Source organism: Planktothrix pseudagardhii (assembly GCF_904830925.1).
GTDB lineage: Bacteria > Cyanobacteriota > Cyanobacteriia > Cyanobacteriales > Microcoleaceae > Planktothrix > Planktothrix tepida.
Genome location: NZ_LR882967.1, coordinates 6,118,755 through 6,136,345, shown reverse-complemented (window position 1 = coordinate 6,136,345; position 17,591 = coordinate 6,118,755). Strand labels below are relative to the sequence as shown.

Sequence of the window (17,591 nt, the reverse complement as noted above, 5' to 3'; positions counted from 1 at the left end):
TTTAATCGCAATATTTTACAATACAGTTTCTATTTTAAACGATCATTATCAAAATTAAAATTATCGGGTTCGGACTTTTTGCCTCGACCCGAGTGGCTGACTTCCCGCAGTGATCGTGATGGCACTAGGAGATCCGGTAAAATTGCCCCAGACCCAATATTGAAACTGTTGCTTGTTCGTCAGTTACAGCTTTTGAAGCCATTCCTTGAACAGGAGAACGATGATCTGACAGACAACGGGAATCAATGATGATTGAAAAATATCCTGACTTTGGTGATATGCTACCCTAACGATAGAACGACTTAATGGAATTCTAAAATGCTCTATAAAGTTTATTAAAACGTCACTTTCCAGACTTAACTTCAACCCTTTAGGAGGATTTAAACCCATGAATCAATTATTAGAAAAAAGGACAGTTAAACAGAAGCTGGGAGGGCTTTTATTATTGTTAAGTGTTGTGGGGTTTCCGGCTGCCAGTGTGGCACAATCACAACCGGATACACCTATTTTTAAAACCTTTCAAGATTGGTGTTCTAATCGTCAACAGTTGTTACCGGAAGCGAGGAGAACTGTGGATGTTTTATTACAACAAGTGGGAACTTCCGATTGCGATCGCGCGAATCAAATGCTTTCTCAACAAGAAAGGTTAGATTTAAGTACCTTTCTGATTTCTGATTTAAGTCCCTTAAAAGGATTAACTCATTTAACTTCATTGAAGCTTAATAATAACCAAATTTCCGATCTCACTCCCTTACAAACTTTGAATAATTTACACGAATTGGATTTAAGTTTTAATCGAATTACGGATATTAGTCCATTGCAACCTTTAACCCAATTAGCCCGAATTAATTTAAGTTATAATCAGATTTCTGATATTTCCCCCCTTCAGAGCTTAACAAGTTTAATTGAAATCTATCTCAACCATAATAAAATTGTTGATATTAGCGATTTAAAAGCTTTAACAAAACTTCGTTTCTTATTTATTCAAGATAATCCACTCACCTCTACTCAATGTCCGATTAATCCAAAATATGTTTGTCGCTTTGATCGGGAATAATCTAGGGCTTTGTCCAAGCTATTAAGAGATTCAAAATGGCTTTCATCCTGTCTCTTATTCTAATTTATCGCTTGATAATTTCTTCGGGATCTAATTCATCTAACCCTAAATAAAGCCGTCGAAACTGAAGCATTAAACCAAACGTAACCTGCTTCATTAAAGTATAGGAGATTGTAATCGCAATAAAAGTAATAAAAATAACTAATAAAGGCTTTTTAGTCGTTAAATCATCTAAGGTTTTAGAGAGAACTACATCCGGCTGAGTGACTAAATCCCAACTATTAAAGCGCCGAAATCGTCCCATGAATACTCCAATCGCACACAAAAGATGCGTCATGATTTCCGACAGAAAAATATATTGTTTTGCTCCTTCCTTTCTGAGATAATGATTTTGATTAATTAACGAAACAACATAAGCTTCTAACCCACTCAGAATGGCAAAGAGATGAAGGGGAATAAAAATTAGAGTAATAATCCAAACCGAATACCCTGCACGAGTTGCGCGAATTAAATGAATAATATCCGTGAGTAAATAAGGTGCATTGGGTAAAAAAGCAATAAAAATAACATAAATAATCCACCAAAACCAAGTTCGAGAAATACTTCTCCTCCGAAACAGCCAAAAACTTAAGACTAAGGGAATAAACGCCAAAAACAAATTCCAAATAATCCAACCACTGTGTCGATCAAAGACCTCCAAGGCATCCGCTAACAGTTCTCTCATAGATTTCTGCGTTTATGGTAAAATTATTCTTGTTTAGTATAACAACTCCGTTCTCAGGAATTCCATAAACTCCTATGATCGAGGGCTGTATTCTCTCCTGGTGTTAGCAAATTTCCAACTCAAATAGCATGGCAAATTTATTTTCAACTCACCCGTCTACAGAAGCTCGAATTCAAGCCTTAATGAAGTTGGAACAAAAAATCTGAACCCTCTCAATACCTGACAAAAAAGCCCCCAAAACTGTTTTATTTCCTAGAAGAGAATGCAAAAACGGAGTGTTCTTTCTGGGAAATTAAGAGAGGACATGAGATTTTTGGCTCGGATTCAGCTAAAATATAAGAATTGAAATTGTTAAGCCTCCAATTTGTCAACATGACCAGTTCTAAACGTCTCATCGTTGGTATTAGTGGGGCGAGTGGTATTATTTATGCCGTGCGTTTGTTGGAACTCCTACAGAAAACCGATGTAGAAACCCATCTTGTCGTTTCCCGTGCGGGAGAAATCACCAGAACCCATGAGTTAGGACTCGATGCGAAACACCTTCACAATCTAGCCAGCGTCAGCTATTCTATTAACGATGTGGGAGCAGCGATATCGAGTGGTTCCTTTCGGACGATGGGGATGGTGATCCTTCCCTGTTCAATGAAAACCTTAGCTGAAATTGCAACGGGGGTAACGAGTAACCTCCTCACCCGCGCGGCGGATGTGGTACTCAAAGAACGCCGTCGGTTAGTCTTAATGGTGCGGGAAACCCCTCTCCATGCCATTCATCTCAAAAATATGTTAACCGTGACTGAATGTGGGGGAATTATTATGCCTCCGGTTCCTGCATTTTATACGATGCCGGAGTCAATTGATGAAATGGTGACAAATACCGTTTGTCGGGTTCTTGATTTGTTTGATATTGAAGTCGGTCAGTTGAAACGTTGGGGAGAAGAAATTGATCTCGGTGGGTCTAAGATGTAGACAGGATAGGGTTCAATTAATTTAATAACTTCCTATAATCTATGTCAATTCGCTTACCTCAAGTTCAGTTAATCTGGTTCAAAATTGTTCGGAAATCTCGGCATCCAATTCCGATCCGAACGGTTTTGATTGTACCATTTTTACTTCAAATTTTTGGGGCGGTTGGCGTTGTGGGATGGCTATCATTTCAAGCGGGTCAGAAATCTGTTCATGAAGTTGTTAGTCAGTTACAAAATGAAATTAGTGCGCGGGTTGAACAAAATTTAGAAGCGTATTTAACGGTTCCTGAAAAGATTAATCAAACGAACTTAAATTTAATCCGTTCAGGAACTTTAACCTTAAAAAATTTAAACTCTTGGGAAAAATATCTCTGGGGACAAGTTCAAATTTTTCCTGAGATTAATTTTATTAAAGTTACCAATGCGGCGGGTCAGGAACGCACCGGGGAACAGTTGGGTGATGGTTCATTAAGAATTAATGTTGTTGATACATTTACCAATTTTGACTTCTATTCTTATCAAACCAATAATAAAGGCGATCGCACAAAAGTTGCAACCATTGTTAAAGATTTTGATACCCGCAAGGGGGTTTGGTATCAAGACGCAGTGAAAGCGGGAGGCACCACTTGGAGTTCCGTTTATTTATCCTTATTAGAACCGACATTATTAATGAGTGCTTTACTCCCGGTTTATAATCCTCAAACCCAACAAATTCAGGGGGTTCTGAATACAGCTTTACGGTTAGATGGAATTGGAGATTTTTTAAACCGATTAAAGGTAGGGAAATCAGGACAAACTTTTTTAATCGATAGTAAGGGCACGTTGTTAGCCACATCAACCTTAGAAAAACCTTTTCAAGAAATTAATAACGAAAGGCAGTTATTTCCGGCTATTAACAGTAAAAATTTATTAACCCAAGCAACAGCAAAGTATTTAAGTCAAACTCAAGGGAATCTGAACAATATTAAACAAGGAAAAGATCTCGAATTTACATGGAACCGTGAACGCTATTTTGTTAAAGTCTTACCCTTTCAAAAAGGAAAAACGGTTAATTGGTTAATTTTGGTGGTGGTTCCTGAATCTGATTTTATGGAACAAATTAATACTAATACTCGCACAACAATTATTTTATGTAGTTTGGCATTATTAGGAGCTACAGTGATAGGATTATTAACGGCACAATGGATTGTTAAACCGATTTTACAATTAAATATTGCAGCGAAACAAATTGCTCAAGGAAACTGGGAACAAACGGTTAATTTAAAACGCAAGGACGAACTCGGTCAATTAGGAAGATCGTTTAATCGCATGGCAAAACAGCTTAAAGAATCTTTTACAATTTTAGAAGCTAAAAATAAAGAATTACAAGATTTAGATCAATTAAAAGATGAATTTCTGGCGAATACCTCCCATGAATTGCGAACACCTTTGAATGGAATTATTGGGATTGCTGAATCTTTAATCGAGGGAGTAACGGGTGATTTACCATCAGAAACCAATAGCAACTTAGCGATGATTGTTGCGAGTGGTCGGCGTTTATCGAGTTTAGTGGGTGATATTTTAGATTTCTCTAAACTGCGTCACAAAAATATTGAATTGCAGTTGCGACCTGTGGATGTTTATAGTATTGTTAATGCGGTTTCTATTCTGAGTCAACCCTTAATTACTCAAAAAGATCTGCATATTATTAATCGCATTCCAGCCGAATTTCCCTTAGCAGAAGCCGACGAAAATCGCTTACAACAAATTCTATATAATTTAATTGGAAATGCCATTAAATTTACTTCAGAAGGAATTGTAGAAATATCAGCCCGAATTTTATCGGAAACGGAAAAACCTCAAATGGCGATTACGATTTCTGATACTGGAATTGGAATTGCTGCGGATAAATTAGAGCGAATTTTTGAATCCTTTGAACAGGCGGAAGGGTCTACGGCGAGGGAATATGGCGGGACAGGATTAGGATTAACCATTACAAAACAATTGGTGGAATTACATGGCGGTAAAATTACGGTTCAGTCTGAGTTAGGAATCGGTTCTCAATTTACATTTACCCTCCCTATTGCTGAAAATACGATTAAAAACCCATCGGAAAATCGGGTTAAAAATTTGAGCAAACCGTTACAAATTAATCCTTTAATTGCGATTAATCCCAACTTTTCTAAACCGTTTATGGATTATTCTCCAGAAACAATCAAAATTTTAATTGTGGATGATGAAGTGGTTAACCGTCAAGTTTTATTTAATAATCTTTCATTAAATAATTATGCCGTTTTTCAAGCTACTAATGGAGAAGAAGCGTTAGAGTTAATTGAGCATGGACTTAAACCGAATATGATTTTATTAGATGTGATGATGCCTAAAATTACTGGATATGAAGTGACTCAAAAACTTCGAGAACGCTTCAATGCAACAGAATTACCGATTATTTTATTAACCGCTAAAACCCAAGTACAAGATATTGTTACCGGGTTAAATATGGGTGCGAATGATTATATGATGAAACCCTTTGCTAAAGATGAACTGTTAGCTAGAATTCGTACCCATATTAATATTAGTCGTCTCCATGCTGAAAATTTACGGTTAGCAACAGAATTAGAAGTTACTCGACGTTTACAACAAATGATTTTACCCAAACCGGAAGAACTTGCTACTATTCATGAATTAGAAATTTTGGGATTTATGGAACCCGCAGAGGAAGTGGGGGGAGATTATTATGATGTTTTAGAAACCGATGGTGTGGTAACTTTAGGAATTGGAGATGTCACCGGACATGGGTTAGAAAGTGGGATTTTAATGTTAATGACGCAAACCGGAATTCGCACCCTCAAGGAAGTTCGTGAAACTGACCCGATTCAGTTTTTAAGCATTCTCAACCGCACTCTTTATAAAAATGTTGAACGGATGAATGTTGACCGGAATTTAACTTTAGTTCTGTTAAATTATTATCAAGGATTATTAACAGTAAGTGGACAACATGAAGAGATTTTAATTGTCCGTTCTAATGGTACAATTGAACGAATTGATACGATAGATTTAGGAATTCCCATTGCATTAGATGAAGATATTACGGAATTTATTGATTCTACAACTGTTGAGTTAAAAGCGGGAGATGGAGTCGTTTTATATACGGATGGAATTACTGAAACTTTCAATTTGAGTAAAGAACAATATGGGTTAAATCGACTTTGTAATGTTATTTCTAAAAATTGGCATAACCCCATTGAAGACATTAAACAAGCGGTTATCAATGATGTTGTGATGTTTCGGGGTGAACAAAAACAGTTTGATGATATTACTTTATTAATTTTAAAACAAAAAGCTTAAGTTAAGGGGGGAGCTTGATGTTGAATTAACCGTTGAACACTTTTAATCGTGCGATTAAATTCATATCCTTGGCGTTGGGGATATTGTAAATAAGCTTGTTGTTCTTCTTCTATCATTAAAATATCTTGTTGAACTAACCCATCTAATAGTTTTTGTGCAGAACCAAAACATAAATCTTTAACAAATTTTCTAAATTTAATAGGGAGTTTATGGAGTCGCCAAAAAGCGTTTAAAGAGGTAAAATGAATTAAATATGCACGGGTTTCGGTTAAACTAATGGGACAAAATAAACAATAGATTTTAAAATATTCTCCCAAAGTAGAAAACCAATGGGGATAAATATAACTGACCGTTAGAGGTTCAGGATGGAGTTGTCTTAAACTGGGAAAAAATAACTGAGAAATTGACCAAATTTTATCAATTTTATAATAACTCTGCGCTTGATAGTAAGCATCAACTCGGTTTTCAGTTTCTTCGATTTTGTCTAATTTAGCATCTGTCCACGCTTGCCAATCTTGGTGTAAATGTCCGTGATACATATCCATTAAATTTTCAATTAAAAAGGAAAAATGCCCTTGATAATGGATAACGGAAACCGTTGCAATATAATTCAAATCATCCCATTCAGGAACCCCTAACGGTTGAGTTTCTGTAGCATTTTCTCCCAGAAATAACCAGATAAACCCATCTAATTCTTTAACGGGGTATTGTCGAATTTTGCAATTTTTAGGTAATTTTTGGTTATCATCTAAATAGGGAACGTTTACACAGTCTCCTTGAGGATTAAATTGCCAACCGTGATACGCACATTCTAAATTATTCTCAATTATTTTACCATGACTTAGTTTAACTTGTCGATGGGGACAGCGATCTTCTAAAGCATGAATTGTTCCTGAATTATCCCGAAATAAAACAATATTTTGATTCCATAATTTTACTCCTAAAGGTTGGTTTTTAACTTCTTTACTGCTGGCAACAACATACCAGTAATTAAAATTAATTTCTAACTGTCTAATATTAGAATTTATCATGGTAGTCAGTGGTCATTAATCCAGTAACGGAACTTAAAAAATTTCAAGCCAAAACCTAAATTAAACTTATTATAATCCAGTTATATCCTTTTTCTATTTATATTTAAGTCCCGGTAGGGGTTGGGAGACCCAACCCCTACCGTAAAATATTAAAATTTATTTAGAATGGCTATATCTTTAAAAAGCCTTCTGGAGTGACGGAAAAAAGCGATCGCCTTTGCAACCCTTCCTGATGTAAAATCTCATTAGCGGCTAATAAACCACTACTAATGGCTCTTTCCATTAAACCACAAGGAAACGGCATTTTAACCCAATCTCCCGCAAACATTAAGTTAGAAACCCCAGAATTTGTCACCGGACGATTGGCATAACTTCCGGGGGGATATCCAGCAAAATTTTTCTGATTGACTAATTCTCGATGTAATAAAGTGGCGGATTTTAATTCGGGAACAATTTCATAAAGTTCTTGTTCAAACGTCGTTAATAACGCTTCTTGAGTTGGAAATTCAGTTTCTTTATAACAATAGGCGTGTAATTCAACAACACTTCCTCCCGTTTCTTGATGCCATTGAATATATTCATCTTGGATACAATGATAAAGAGTAATACTATCGGTTAAATCATAACCCGATAAAGAGGTAAAATGGCTATATTCCCAAGGAAAATCTCGGTCAAACCAAAAGCGACAAACCGCAAAAGGGTCAGCAACTTGTAATTGTTCAATTTGTTGCTTAATCTGCACATTAATATCCCCTGTCATTAAAGTAAATAACTGCTGTGTTCCTGGAATATCCGTCGCCAATACATAATAATCCGCTTGAATCATTTGGGGAGAATTTGTAGCAGGGATAACAGATGAATTTGCTGCTGTTGTATTATCATCAGAATCACTTACCCCTCGTTTAAAGTTTCCCTCCTCCCCCCAATTTTTGGGGGGTTGGGTGATTTCTTGTACTAACTGCACTTGGTCATTCTGTCTTTGAATCACTTGATATTGTTGTAAATTTCGTTGTGCTGGCCCCGAAATAACCTCACCTTTTTGATTAAAAACAGCACCATGACACGGACAGTGAAAATATCCATCCTCTGCCATTTTTACAGTACAGCCTTGATGGGTACAGTGTAAAGAAATAGCTGTATTATTTTGGGTAGATACGGCATAAACATCATCAGCATTGCCAAAATATTCAAACCCTTTAGAGGATATAATAGGATTAGATGTTACCCAAAATGGAACTGAATTAATTGCATTTCCTTGGACATAAGTAATCGAGTCAATTTGACCTTGATTCCAGTTAAAATGACTAACGGTTATTTCTGTTAAAACTTCTCCCCCTTTTTCTTGAATTGCATTCACTAAAGGTTGGACTAAACTGGTTCCCATATCTTGACGAGTTCCATTAAAGGCTAACCCTTCAGGATTCCCAAAAAAATAGAAATGAAAAAACTGCATCAGTTCCCCCACACTCAGTTTATCCGGTGCATTTAAACTGGATTTTGCAAAGGGAAGAAAATATAAATCATATAATCCTTGGGGGAAATCTTCACGCACCCAATCTGCAACGGAAATCTCATCTAACCGTTGATAACTATTCGGAATTTTAAACCCTCCAATTTCTCGAAAGACTTTCCAATGATTGAGATGGGTTAGATTAATTCCCCAGTTTAACCGATTGGGAGAAGATACTCCTAAATCAACCACATTCCAAGGAAATGCAGACCGACTAGGACGAAAAATTTCGGGTTGATATTGGTTATTCCTAAAAACAACCGCATAGGATTCTAAAGATATGAAATTATCTTTAATTTTAAGTTGATTAACTAAAGAATTTAAGTTATAATATTGAGGGAAAAAACCATGAAATCCATGTTCCATTTTAAAGGTTTTATCGCCCACTTGAATATCCCAACTTGCAATTTTACCGCCCAATTGAGGAGACTTTTCTAATACAGTAACTTTAAATCCCCGTTGACTGAGTTCATACCCACAGGCTAATCCTGCTAATCCTCCACCGACAATAACAACGTGCTTCGGTTGCTCTAAAAATTGCGGTAAATTAATCATATCTGGTTGAAAAATCGCAGGTTCAGGTTTATGAAATCGAGAATATCCTAATACCCCTGTTACTGCACCAACCCCTAAAAATTTGAGGACAGAACGACGAGAAAGATTAGAGAATGAAGAGGAGTTAAATTGTTCAGTCATGGATCATTTAAACTTAAGGTTGTAACTGCAAATAGGTTTTAATTTGATCTACAATTTCTAAGGGGGAATCGGAAATATCAACATATAAAGCCGTTTTAGGTTCTTCTAAAATGTCTAATTGAGTATCGAGCAGATCAGCAGACATAAAATGATTATACCGACTTTGGAGCCGTTGTTGAATTAATTTTTCTGGCCCTTTTAAATAAACTAAGCGCATTTGCTGAGGATCTCTCCATAACATTATACGATAGGAATCTTTCAATGCAGAACAAGCTAAAACGACATTATTTTGAGTTTCTAACCAGTGGTCAATCGCCTTTTGAAGCTGCATTAACCAAGGCATTCGATCACTATCCTGCAAGGGAATATTTTTGCTCATTTTAGCAATACTTTCGGGAGAGTGAAAATCATCAGCATCGTAAAATTGCCACTGCAAAGATTCCGCCAAAAGTTGACCAATTGTTGATTTCCCAGAACCGGAAACCCCCATCACTAAAATAATCATTATGGCTCACAAGAGGAGAACGTGAAAGATAAAAAATTTGTGCTAAAATATAGGTATAACTGATTTTTTTAATCACTGCAAATGGCAACGGAAATTGAACGGAAATTTTTAGTCGAAGGGGATGGATGGCGATCGCTTGGCGTTGGAGAAATCTATCGTCAAGGCTATATTAGCAACAATAATGGACGAACAGTTCGAGTGCGGGTGGTAGGAGAACAAGGCTATTTAACCATTAAAGGGTCAACAACGGGAATGAAACGGGCAGAATTTGAGTATAAAATCCCCGTTAAAGATGCTCAAGAATTATTAGAAACCTTATGCGATCGCCCTTTTATTGAAAAAACACGATATAAAATTAATATCGGGAATTTAATCTGGGAAGTAGACGAATTTTGGGGAGAAAATCAAGGATTAATCTTAGCCGAAGTGGAACTAGAAACCGAAGATCAAAATATTGATATTCCTGATTGGATCGGAGAAGAAGTCACCTCTGATCCCCGATATTATAACTCTAATTTAGTTAAAAACCCCTTCAAACCGTAGTAAACTTTTCAGGGCTTTCTTCCCAACAATTTAAAGTTAACAAAATCAAGAATTAAACTCAATAAATTCTTGATAATGGGTTAATTAATATTCTGCAACCCAACTTTCAACCGCCGCTAACAAATTCTCCTGCGACGCCACAAAGGAACGTTGCGGGAATGGTAACGGGAGGGGGTCGGGAGTTACCCAACCAAGGTGTAAGACGTCCGTGAGATAGTCGCAATAGTCGATGACTTCGGGGGTGGGTGTCCCATCTGCGAGTAATAAAATGAACAGATGGGGGGTTTGGAGTTTCTGTTTCAGGTGGATAATTTTGGTTTCTAGGTTAGCGGAGGTCTGCACGTCGGGGGGAGTTACATCGGGTAATAATTTTTGATAAAGACGGTTACAAAAGGCTTGGATAAATTCGTTTTTGGTGTTGAGGGTTAGTAGTTTGTTGACGTTGATACAGTGGAGGGGAAGGTGAGACAGTTGCGTAGAAATATTGGTAAATTGTTGTTCTAATTGTCGCACCGTTGGGGTATTGCCAACGGGGGTAATATCGGCAACTTCAGGATGGAGAGGGGTAGGTTTATGCCATGCTTGATGAAATTTGGGGTAAGGTAGATTTTGAGCGCATTGCCAGAGGAGTTTATAGCAGTTTTCAAAGAGATTAAAATTATTCTTGTAAACTTCATCAGTTAGGTTATGGTTGAGGGCAGAAACTATATCTACATATTGTTTTTTTGTTTTGATGATTTTCCCTAAACTCTCGGCAACTGACCTGCAAGTATATTCATCTTCAGTAGCTCCTAATAGCCGAATTAACTCCCCTATTGCCAACTCATTTCCAACGGCAATTCTCCCTAAACTCTCGGCAACTGACCTGCAAGTCCTTTCATCCTTAGTGGTTTTTAATGCTCGAATTAACTCCCGTATCGCTAACTCATTTCCAACAGCAATTCTCCCTAAACTCTCAGCAAGCGACCTACGAGTATGTTCATTTTTAGTAGCTCCTAATAGCCGAATTAACTCCCCTATTGCTAACTCATTTTCAGGGTCAATTTCCCCTAAACTCTCGGCAAGTGACCTGCGAATATATTCATTTTCAGTGGTTTCTAATACTTGAATTAAATAAGCGATCGCTTTTTCTCGAATTGTCTCTGGTAATACTATCCTTGCACCTTCCTCTATGGGAGCAAGAAAATTTATCCATTTTTGCTTCTCAATATTAAAATCGCCAAAGCTCCATTTAACGATCTGTTCTACAATCGTATCCGATAAACTACATTCTTTAAAAACATTAATTCCCGCAGCAGCTAAAAAGTAAGCTTGATATTCATAAAAACCTTTATCAGCGTTTATATAACTCCATTCTCCACACCCATCATCAAAATTAACTAACTTTTGAATAAATGCTTCTTTTTCCTCTGAATTGATATCATCACGCCCCAACCAGAATAAAATGATCTGTTTCCATTGGGGCTGAAAAATCCGATACTCTTTCCCGTCCACCGGACTATTCACATGATTTCTAGGTAGAAAATAATCCCAATCGTTAATCCCTAAAGCGGTTTGATAGTCCTGAGATGTGCGATCGCTAGTTTCCATTGTAACCTCCTAATTTTAAAGCCCAATCAAATATAGAATTTTACCGTTGCGGTTTTCGTAAATACTGTTCAACAAATTTTTCCTTAAGATATAATTTGAGTCAAGTTAAAAGAGCGATCGCATTTTCCATCAAATCAGTCATAACAATCCATTTAGACTTCTGCATCATGCCTGAAATGACCGTCAAAGACCTAGAACGCATCGAGTCAGTCCTGAGTGAAGCAGGCTTGGACTATCAACTGGAAATCGAACAAGGTAACATTATCATTAAGAATCCATCAGATATTATCGCCAGTGAAGTTTCCCTAGAATTTGCTTGTCAACTCAGTAATTGGGTCAAACCCCGTCGCCTGGGTCGTGTTTTTGACTCCGCAGGGGGGTTTATTTTACCGAATAGTGACCTAAAAGCACCGGATGTATCTTTTGTGTTGCGCCATCGCCTTCCCCGTAGTGTTCGCTATTTTGCCACTCTTGTTCCCGATTTAGTAGTTGAAGTCAAATCTCAAAGCGATCGGCCGAAAAAACTACGAGATAAAATTCAAGTGTATCTGCAACAAGGGGTTAAAGTTGCTATTCTGATTGATCCTGATACCTGTCAACTGGAAGTTTACCAACCCGATCAGCCAGTTATTGTATTAGGAAATGGTGATATTTTAACCGTAACCGATCGCCTTCCCCCTGGATGGGAATTAATAGTTTCCGAGATCTGGCCTCCTGTATTTGATGAAGATGAATCATCCTAGACCCAAATTAAACCCATTATCCTCTATTAATATTATGAATACTATTGAACTGCGAAAGCAAATCGAGCAAAATCTTTTACAAATCTCCCCTAAAAATCTAAAGACAATCGCTAAATTTGTTGAATTTATTAAACAACAAGAGAATTCCCAAAATATTCATCCCCTATTGTCAGAAACAATTGCCTATAAACCTGCTTCTGGTCAATCGGTATTACGACACGCAGGTCAGTGGGTTGGTGATGACTTAGAGGACTGTCTTAACTTCGTAAATCAAACTAGAGGAAAAGTATTAGCCAATAAACATATTAATCCTTTTGAATAATGTACCTTTTAGATACCCATTACTGTAGCCTTATTCTCCTAGAAAACCAGGCTATTATCCAAACCATAGAACAAATAGGAGAAACCAATATAGCCACCTCAGTTATTACAGCAGGTGAGCTAATTTACATGGCAGAAAATTCTAAAAATAAACAGCAAAACTTAAGCTTGATCAACCACTTTATTGAAGATATTAGAGTTTATTATATTGATGAAGAAATAGCCAAAGTCTATGGACAGATTAAAGCAGCCTTAATCAAGGAATTTGGCCCCCAACAAAAAACGAAACGAAAAACAACTAAAATTACAGAATTAGGTTTTGATGAAAATGATCTGTGGATAGCTGCTATTACTCGGTTTCATGATCTGACCTTAGTAACATCTGATAGCGACTTCACCCGCATCCAAACCGTTATCAATTTAACCCTAGAAAACTGGAGAACATAAAGAGTAAGGCGATCGCTAATTTCTTCAAACTCTCCAATAACACCCGCAAAACGTCAAAAATCCCCCCAAAAACAGGAGGGATTTCTAACAACAAATTAAGGTAAATCCGTCTGTCCCATCAAATATAAATCACATTCACGGGCAGCGCCACGACCTTCATTAAACGCCCAAACCACAAGGCTTTGACCCCGACGACAATCACCCGCCGCAAACACCCCCGGAATACTGGTAGCATACTTGCCATGTTCAGCTTTAACATTACTGCGGGCATCCCGTTCTAAACCCAAAGCATCTAATAGCGGTTGTTCCGGCCCTAAAAATCCCATCGCTAATAACACTAATTGCGCGGGGATCACCTTTTCTGTGCCGGGAATGTGCTTCGGAATAAACTGACCGTTCTCATTTTTTGCCCATTCCACCTCAACGGTATGAATGGCTGTAACATTGCCATTGTCATCCCCTTCAAACTTCGTGGCCGTTGTTAGATAAACACGGGGGTCAGCCCCAAATTTTGCTGCCGCTTCTTCCTGACCATAATCCATTTTGTAAACCTTCGGCCATTCCGGCCAGGGGTTATTGGCAGCGCGTTCTGAGGGAGGTTTGGGTAAAATTTCCAACTGCACCACACTGTTGCAACCGTGACGAATAGAAGTGCCTACACAGTCTGTCCCCGTATCTCCCCCTCCAATAATCACCACATCTTTCCCCTCGGCGGAGATAAAATCACTTCCGGGCTGTCGATTTAAAACCGCTTGGGTGTTAGCCGTCAGGAACTCCATCGCAAAATGAATTCCCTTGAGATCTCGCCCTGCAATGGGAAGATCACGGGGTTTGGTCGCCCCGGTACACAAAATCACCGCATCAAATTCTTTTAACAGGTTTTCGGCGGGAAAGTCCTTGCCAACTTCGGTATTGCAAATAAACTTAACGCCCTCGTCTTCCAGCACCTTCAGCCGTCGTAGTACCACCTGTTCTTTATCGAGTTTCATATTGGGGATACCATACATTAATAATCCCCCTGGACGGTCAGCCCGTTCAAAGACCGTGACCCAATGACCCGCTTTATTGAGTTGCGCCGCCGCACATAATCCTGCAGGGCCAGAACCAATCACCGCGACTTTCTTTCCAGTGCGTTTGCTAGGAGGTTCAGGAGTGATCCAGCCTTCATCCCAGCCTTTATCAATAATTGAACATTCAATATTTTTAATCGTAACCGGAGGGTTGTGAATGCCCAGAACACAGGAACCCTCACAAGGCGCCGGACAAACCCGACCTGTAAATTCAGGGAAATTATTAGTTTTGTGGAGACGGTCTAAGGCTTCTTTCCAAAGTCCGCGATAAATTAAATCGTTCCATTCGGGAATCAGGTTATTGATCGGACAACCGCTTGCCATCCCACTAATAATGGTTCCTGTATGACAAAAGGGAGTGCCACAGTCCATACACCGGGCGGCTTGGGTGCGAAGTTTATCATCCTCCATCGGGAGATGAAATTCATCCCAATTCCCAACTCGATCTAGGGGGGCGAGTTCCGCAGCAAGTTCGCGGGCATATTCCAGAAAGCCAGTCGGTTTTCCCATAATTTTTTCCGTTAAACTGTTGAGTATTGGTTGTTAGCAATCTTGATTCGGTTTACGGTCAAGGTTGTTTAATATATTCGCAGGGCTGTTGTTGAAAGGCTTAAATTGTTAGTTTTTCAACCTTCAGCCTGTTTTTTTTCTGGAAATCGTCAACAACTGATGACAAATTAGTAATTAACAAATTTGAGATACTTTAATTTTCCTCATTGTGATTCGCCCTGTTGAATTTTAGGGCATTTTTCAGATTAATTTAAGGACTGTTCAATATTTCTTAATGATGCCGAGGGCAGAAATCCATCCGGTTTTATCCGTCGTGATCACAAAACCTTTGGCAAAACAGAGATATCGAATTCAGTAGAGAATTATCGAGAAAACTATTAATAATCAAAAGCTTAGGTGTAGAGGATACCGTTTAGACACTGGGCAGAGTTATCCCCATTTTATTATTAAATAACTCCCTTCAGAGATAACCTAAACATTCCCTTGTCATTGCGATGGGCTTCGCGCCACCGTAGGCGATCGCTATTTCCCCTCAATACATAAGTTATTGATTTTGTCAAGAGTCCTTTCTAGGGTTGAACTGTCCCTCTCAAAAACTCGTGCATCGCCAAGCAAGAATTCTGTCAGCAATTCAAGATATTTGACGATGGCATCAGGGTTTTAACCTCAATTTTGACCCATAGACAGAATAACCCCTTGGGTGGTGTTTTTTATAGTCTACCAGAACCCCCATCAATTCGTCAACTATTTGAGAGTAATTTTCAATAAAATATCAATATTTCCTGACAATCTTTTGAAAAACAAAACAATATTGAAAAATGGATTAGAAAACCCGAACATTAATCCCGATTAGAACCATAGGTTCACCTCGGCTACAATAGATGAAATCGGAAGCGATTTATAACCCAAAGTTCATATTATTGCGTTTCTTCGGGTTGTTTTTGTGCTGTTAAAGCTTTTAATGCTTTGACTTCCTCCTCTAATAATTTCACCTGTTCTAATAATTGTTGATTACTGGCGGCTAAAACTTTCGCCTGACTGCTTAAATAGGGATCACTTTCCCACCAATTAATCCCAATTTCTCTGGCTTTATCCACCGAAGCAATTAACAACCGAATTCTAATATTGAGGAGTTCTGTTGAACCGACGGAAACAGAAATATCCCCAGCGATAACAATCCCTTTATCTAATACCCGTTCTAAGATATCAGCTAAACTTGATCCTTGGGTAGATGTGGGAACACTCCGTTGCAAATTTGAGAGAGGTTGCTGTGAGTTCATAAGTTAAATTAATTCTCCTTCTGCACAGCAAAAAAACGATTATCCTGCTGTTTAAGATAACCTTGTTTTAATAAAGAGCGCAATACATTCGTGGTTTGGACTCGATTTAATCCTAACGCCACTTCAATTTCTGAAACCCTCGCCCCTGTAGATTGTTGTAAATATTCATAAACTTTTTCTTCAATTTCTAAGTCATTGTTTTCTGTTAATAGTGCTTCCAACAAGAGTAAAGAATTCTGCTCAGAAGTGTCACCATCAGTTAATAGAATTTTGATCACTTTTTCTAATTTCCGGCGAGATTCTATTGATGGTAAAGCTGTGCGAGATAATAATACATCCGCACAAACGTCGATAAAATCTTGACTGTCTGCCTCAATGGTAATATCATGTTCATGACAGATTTTGGAAATCATTAATCCCGGTCTTAAACCTGATAATTTATTAATAGGGGCACGGAGATATTTACCATCTTGGACAGGTTGAATTGCTTGTTTTGGGGTGGTTATTTCTAAATAAATTTTGATTAATTTAATGATTTTTTGAGCATCTTCTGAAGAAATGCCAATTTTTTGAACTAAAATTTCTTGCTGTGTTTCCTCGTCGGGTTCTGGCATATCAATGGTAATTAACCGATCTAATAACGCATCTTGAGTTGCATGAACTCCACAGTATTCCTCTGGGTTTGAAGTCAGAATGGCTCTAAAATGGGGATGAACTCGAATATATTCTGAATTATTATTACTAGGAGGAAGCACTAATAATCTTTCCTCTAAAGCAGAGAGTAAAACGTTATTTGCTTCGGGATGAGAACGGTTAAATTCATCATAAACCAGGGTAAACCCTTCTTTACAGGCTAGGGTTAGACGAGAATCAACCCAATTTTGTCGGAATTCATCTTCTAATTTAACCACACTATGAATAAAGTTATCGACTACTTTTTTGCGAGTATAGCCAAGTTGGTTGCCAATTAAATCGGAAGACTGGAGCTCGTCATCGCCAAAAATTAAGACAATGGGACGGTTTAATAAATCCGCTAAGTGCATCGCTATAGTCGTTTTCCCGGTTCCGGCTGGCCCTCGTAAATGGAGAGAAAACCCACTATGAAGATACCTCAACCCTCGAATGGTAAGTTGTTCAAGTGCTGGAGTATTGACAAAGCCTTTAGGACGAGCTTGAAGCACGGTAGTCATATTTTTAATTCAATTAACAGCTAAAACACTGCCGAGTTTAGACGTTATCGGCAGGCTTAATTAAATGTTATCGCAGGGAACA

Annotated in this window: 15 protein-coding genes; 7 read left to right on the top strand and 8 right to left on the bottom strand. The window is 38.0% G+C overall.

What is annotated here, in order from left to right:
- The first annotated feature begins 388 nt into the window (after positions 1-388).
- Entirely contained in the window at positions 389-1,057 is a 669-nt protein-coding gene (locus NMK36_RS26640; protein ID WP_072717728.1) for a leucine-rich repeat domain-containing protein, read from the top strand.
- Positions 1,058-1,121: 64 nt separating this feature from the next.
- Here NMK36_RS26640 and NMK36_RS26635 read toward each other — a convergent pair whose 3' ends face one another.
- Positions 1,122-1,781, bottom strand: a complete 660-nt coding sequence (locus NMK36_RS26635) for a DUF1361 domain-containing protein (protein WP_072717729.1) — start codon at positions 1,779-1,781, stop codon at positions 1,122-1,124.
- Between the two features lie 372 nt (positions 1,782-2,153).
- On the opposite strand from NMK36_RS26635, the gene NMK36_RS26630 reads away from it, so the two are divergent.
- Positions 2,154-2,747: a UbiX family flavin prenyltransferase gene (locus NMK36_RS26630; RefSeq protein WP_072717730.1), complete on the top strand. Its 594-nt coding sequence runs from the start codon at positions 2,154-2,156 to the stop codon at positions 2,745-2,747.
- A gap of 41 nt (positions 2,748-2,788) precedes the next feature.
- Complete coding sequence (locus NMK36_RS26625) at positions 2,789-6,073, top strand: SpoIIE family protein phosphatase (protein WP_254175019.1); 3,285 nt, start codon at positions 2,789-2,791, stop codon at positions 6,071-6,073.
- Here NMK36_RS26625 and NMK36_RS26620 read toward each other — a convergent pair.
- The 3 genes from NMK36_RS26620 to NMK36_RS26610 form a co-directional block, all read right to left on the bottom strand.
- Positions 6,070-7,104, bottom strand: coding sequence for an aromatic ring-hydroxylating dioxygenase subunit alpha (locus tag NMK36_RS26620; protein ID WP_254175018.1), 1,035 nt, complete (start codon positions 7,102-7,104; stop codon positions 6,070-6,072). The genes NMK36_RS26625 and NMK36_RS26620 overlap by 4 nt on opposite strands.
- A 169-nt stretch (positions 7,105-7,273) precedes the next feature.
- On the bottom strand, positions 7,274-9,310 hold the full coding sequence (locus tag NMK36_RS26615) for an FAD-dependent oxidoreductase (protein WP_072717733.1): 2,037 nt from the start codon (positions 9,308-9,310) through the stop codon (positions 7,274-7,276).
- Positions 9,311-9,323: 13 nt separating this feature from the next.
- A complete protein-coding gene (locus tag NMK36_RS26610) occupies positions 9,324-9,815 on the bottom strand; it encodes a gluconokinase (protein ID WP_186440296.1) in 492 nt (163 codons plus the stop codon).
- An 81-nt stretch (positions 9,816-9,896) separates the two neighbouring features.
- Here NMK36_RS26610 and NMK36_RS26605 point away from each other — a divergent pair, with 81 nt between their 5' ends.
- Positions 9,897-10,358, top strand: coding sequence for a CYTH domain-containing protein (locus NMK36_RS26605; protein ID WP_072717734.1), 462 nt, complete (start codon positions 9,897-9,899; stop codon positions 10,356-10,358).
- An 84-nt stretch (positions 10,359-10,442) separates the two neighbouring features.
- On the opposite strand, the gene NMK36_RS26600 is transcribed toward NMK36_RS26605, so the two are convergent.
- The gene (locus NMK36_RS26600; RefSeq protein ID WP_254175017.1) at positions 10,443-11,948 is read right to left on the bottom strand and encodes a HEAT repeat domain-containing protein; all 1,506 of its coding nucleotides are present in this window, start codon (positions 11,946-11,948) and stop codon (positions 10,443-10,445) included.
- Between the two features lie 95 nt (positions 11,949-12,043).
- Here NMK36_RS26600 and NMK36_RS26595 point away from each other — a divergent pair, with 95 nt between their 5' ends.
- The 3 genes from NMK36_RS26595 to NMK36_RS26585 are packed head-to-tail and all read left to right on the top strand — an operon-like array spanning position 12,044 to position 13,459.
- Positions 12,044-12,691, top strand: coding sequence for a Uma2 family endonuclease (locus NMK36_RS26595; RefSeq protein ID WP_367997201.1), 648 nt, complete (start codon positions 12,044-12,046; stop codon positions 12,689-12,691).
- A 34-nt stretch (positions 12,692-12,725) separates the two neighbouring features.
- Positions 12,726-13,013 (top strand): hypothetical protein, encoded by a 288-nt coding sequence (locus tag NMK36_RS26590; RefSeq protein ID WP_254175016.1) that lies wholly within the window; start codon positions 12,726-12,728, stop codon positions 13,011-13,013.
- On the top strand, positions 13,013-13,459 hold the full coding sequence (locus NMK36_RS26585; RefSeq protein ID WP_254175015.1) for a type II toxin-antitoxin system VapC family toxin: 447 nt from the start codon (positions 13,013-13,015) through the stop codon (positions 13,457-13,459). Before NMK36_RS26590 ends, NMK36_RS26585 begins: the two co-directional genes overlap by 1 nt.
- Before the next feature lie 95 nt (positions 13,460-13,554).
- On the opposite strand, the gene gltD is transcribed toward NMK36_RS26585, so the two are convergent.
- From gltD to gvpN, 3 genes are all read right to left on the bottom strand, one after another.
- Entirely contained in the window at positions 13,555-15,039 is a 1,485-nt protein-coding gene (gene gltD, locus NMK36_RS26580) for a glutamate synthase small subunit (RefSeq protein ID WP_254175014.1), read from the bottom strand.
- Between the two features lie 917 nt (positions 15,040-15,956).
- The gene (locus NMK36_RS26575; RefSeq protein ID WP_072717739.1) at positions 15,957-16,319 is read right to left on the bottom strand and encodes a gas vesicle protein; all 363 of its coding nucleotides are present in this window, start codon (positions 16,317-16,319) and stop codon (positions 15,957-15,959) included.
- A gap of 8 nt (positions 16,320-16,327) precedes the next feature.
- Positions 16,328-17,509, bottom strand: coding sequence for a gas vesicle protein GvpN (gvpN, locus tag NMK36_RS26570; protein WP_072717740.1), 1,182 nt, complete (start codon positions 17,507-17,509; stop codon positions 16,328-16,330).
- Positions 17,510-17,591 lie beyond the last annotated feature (82 nt).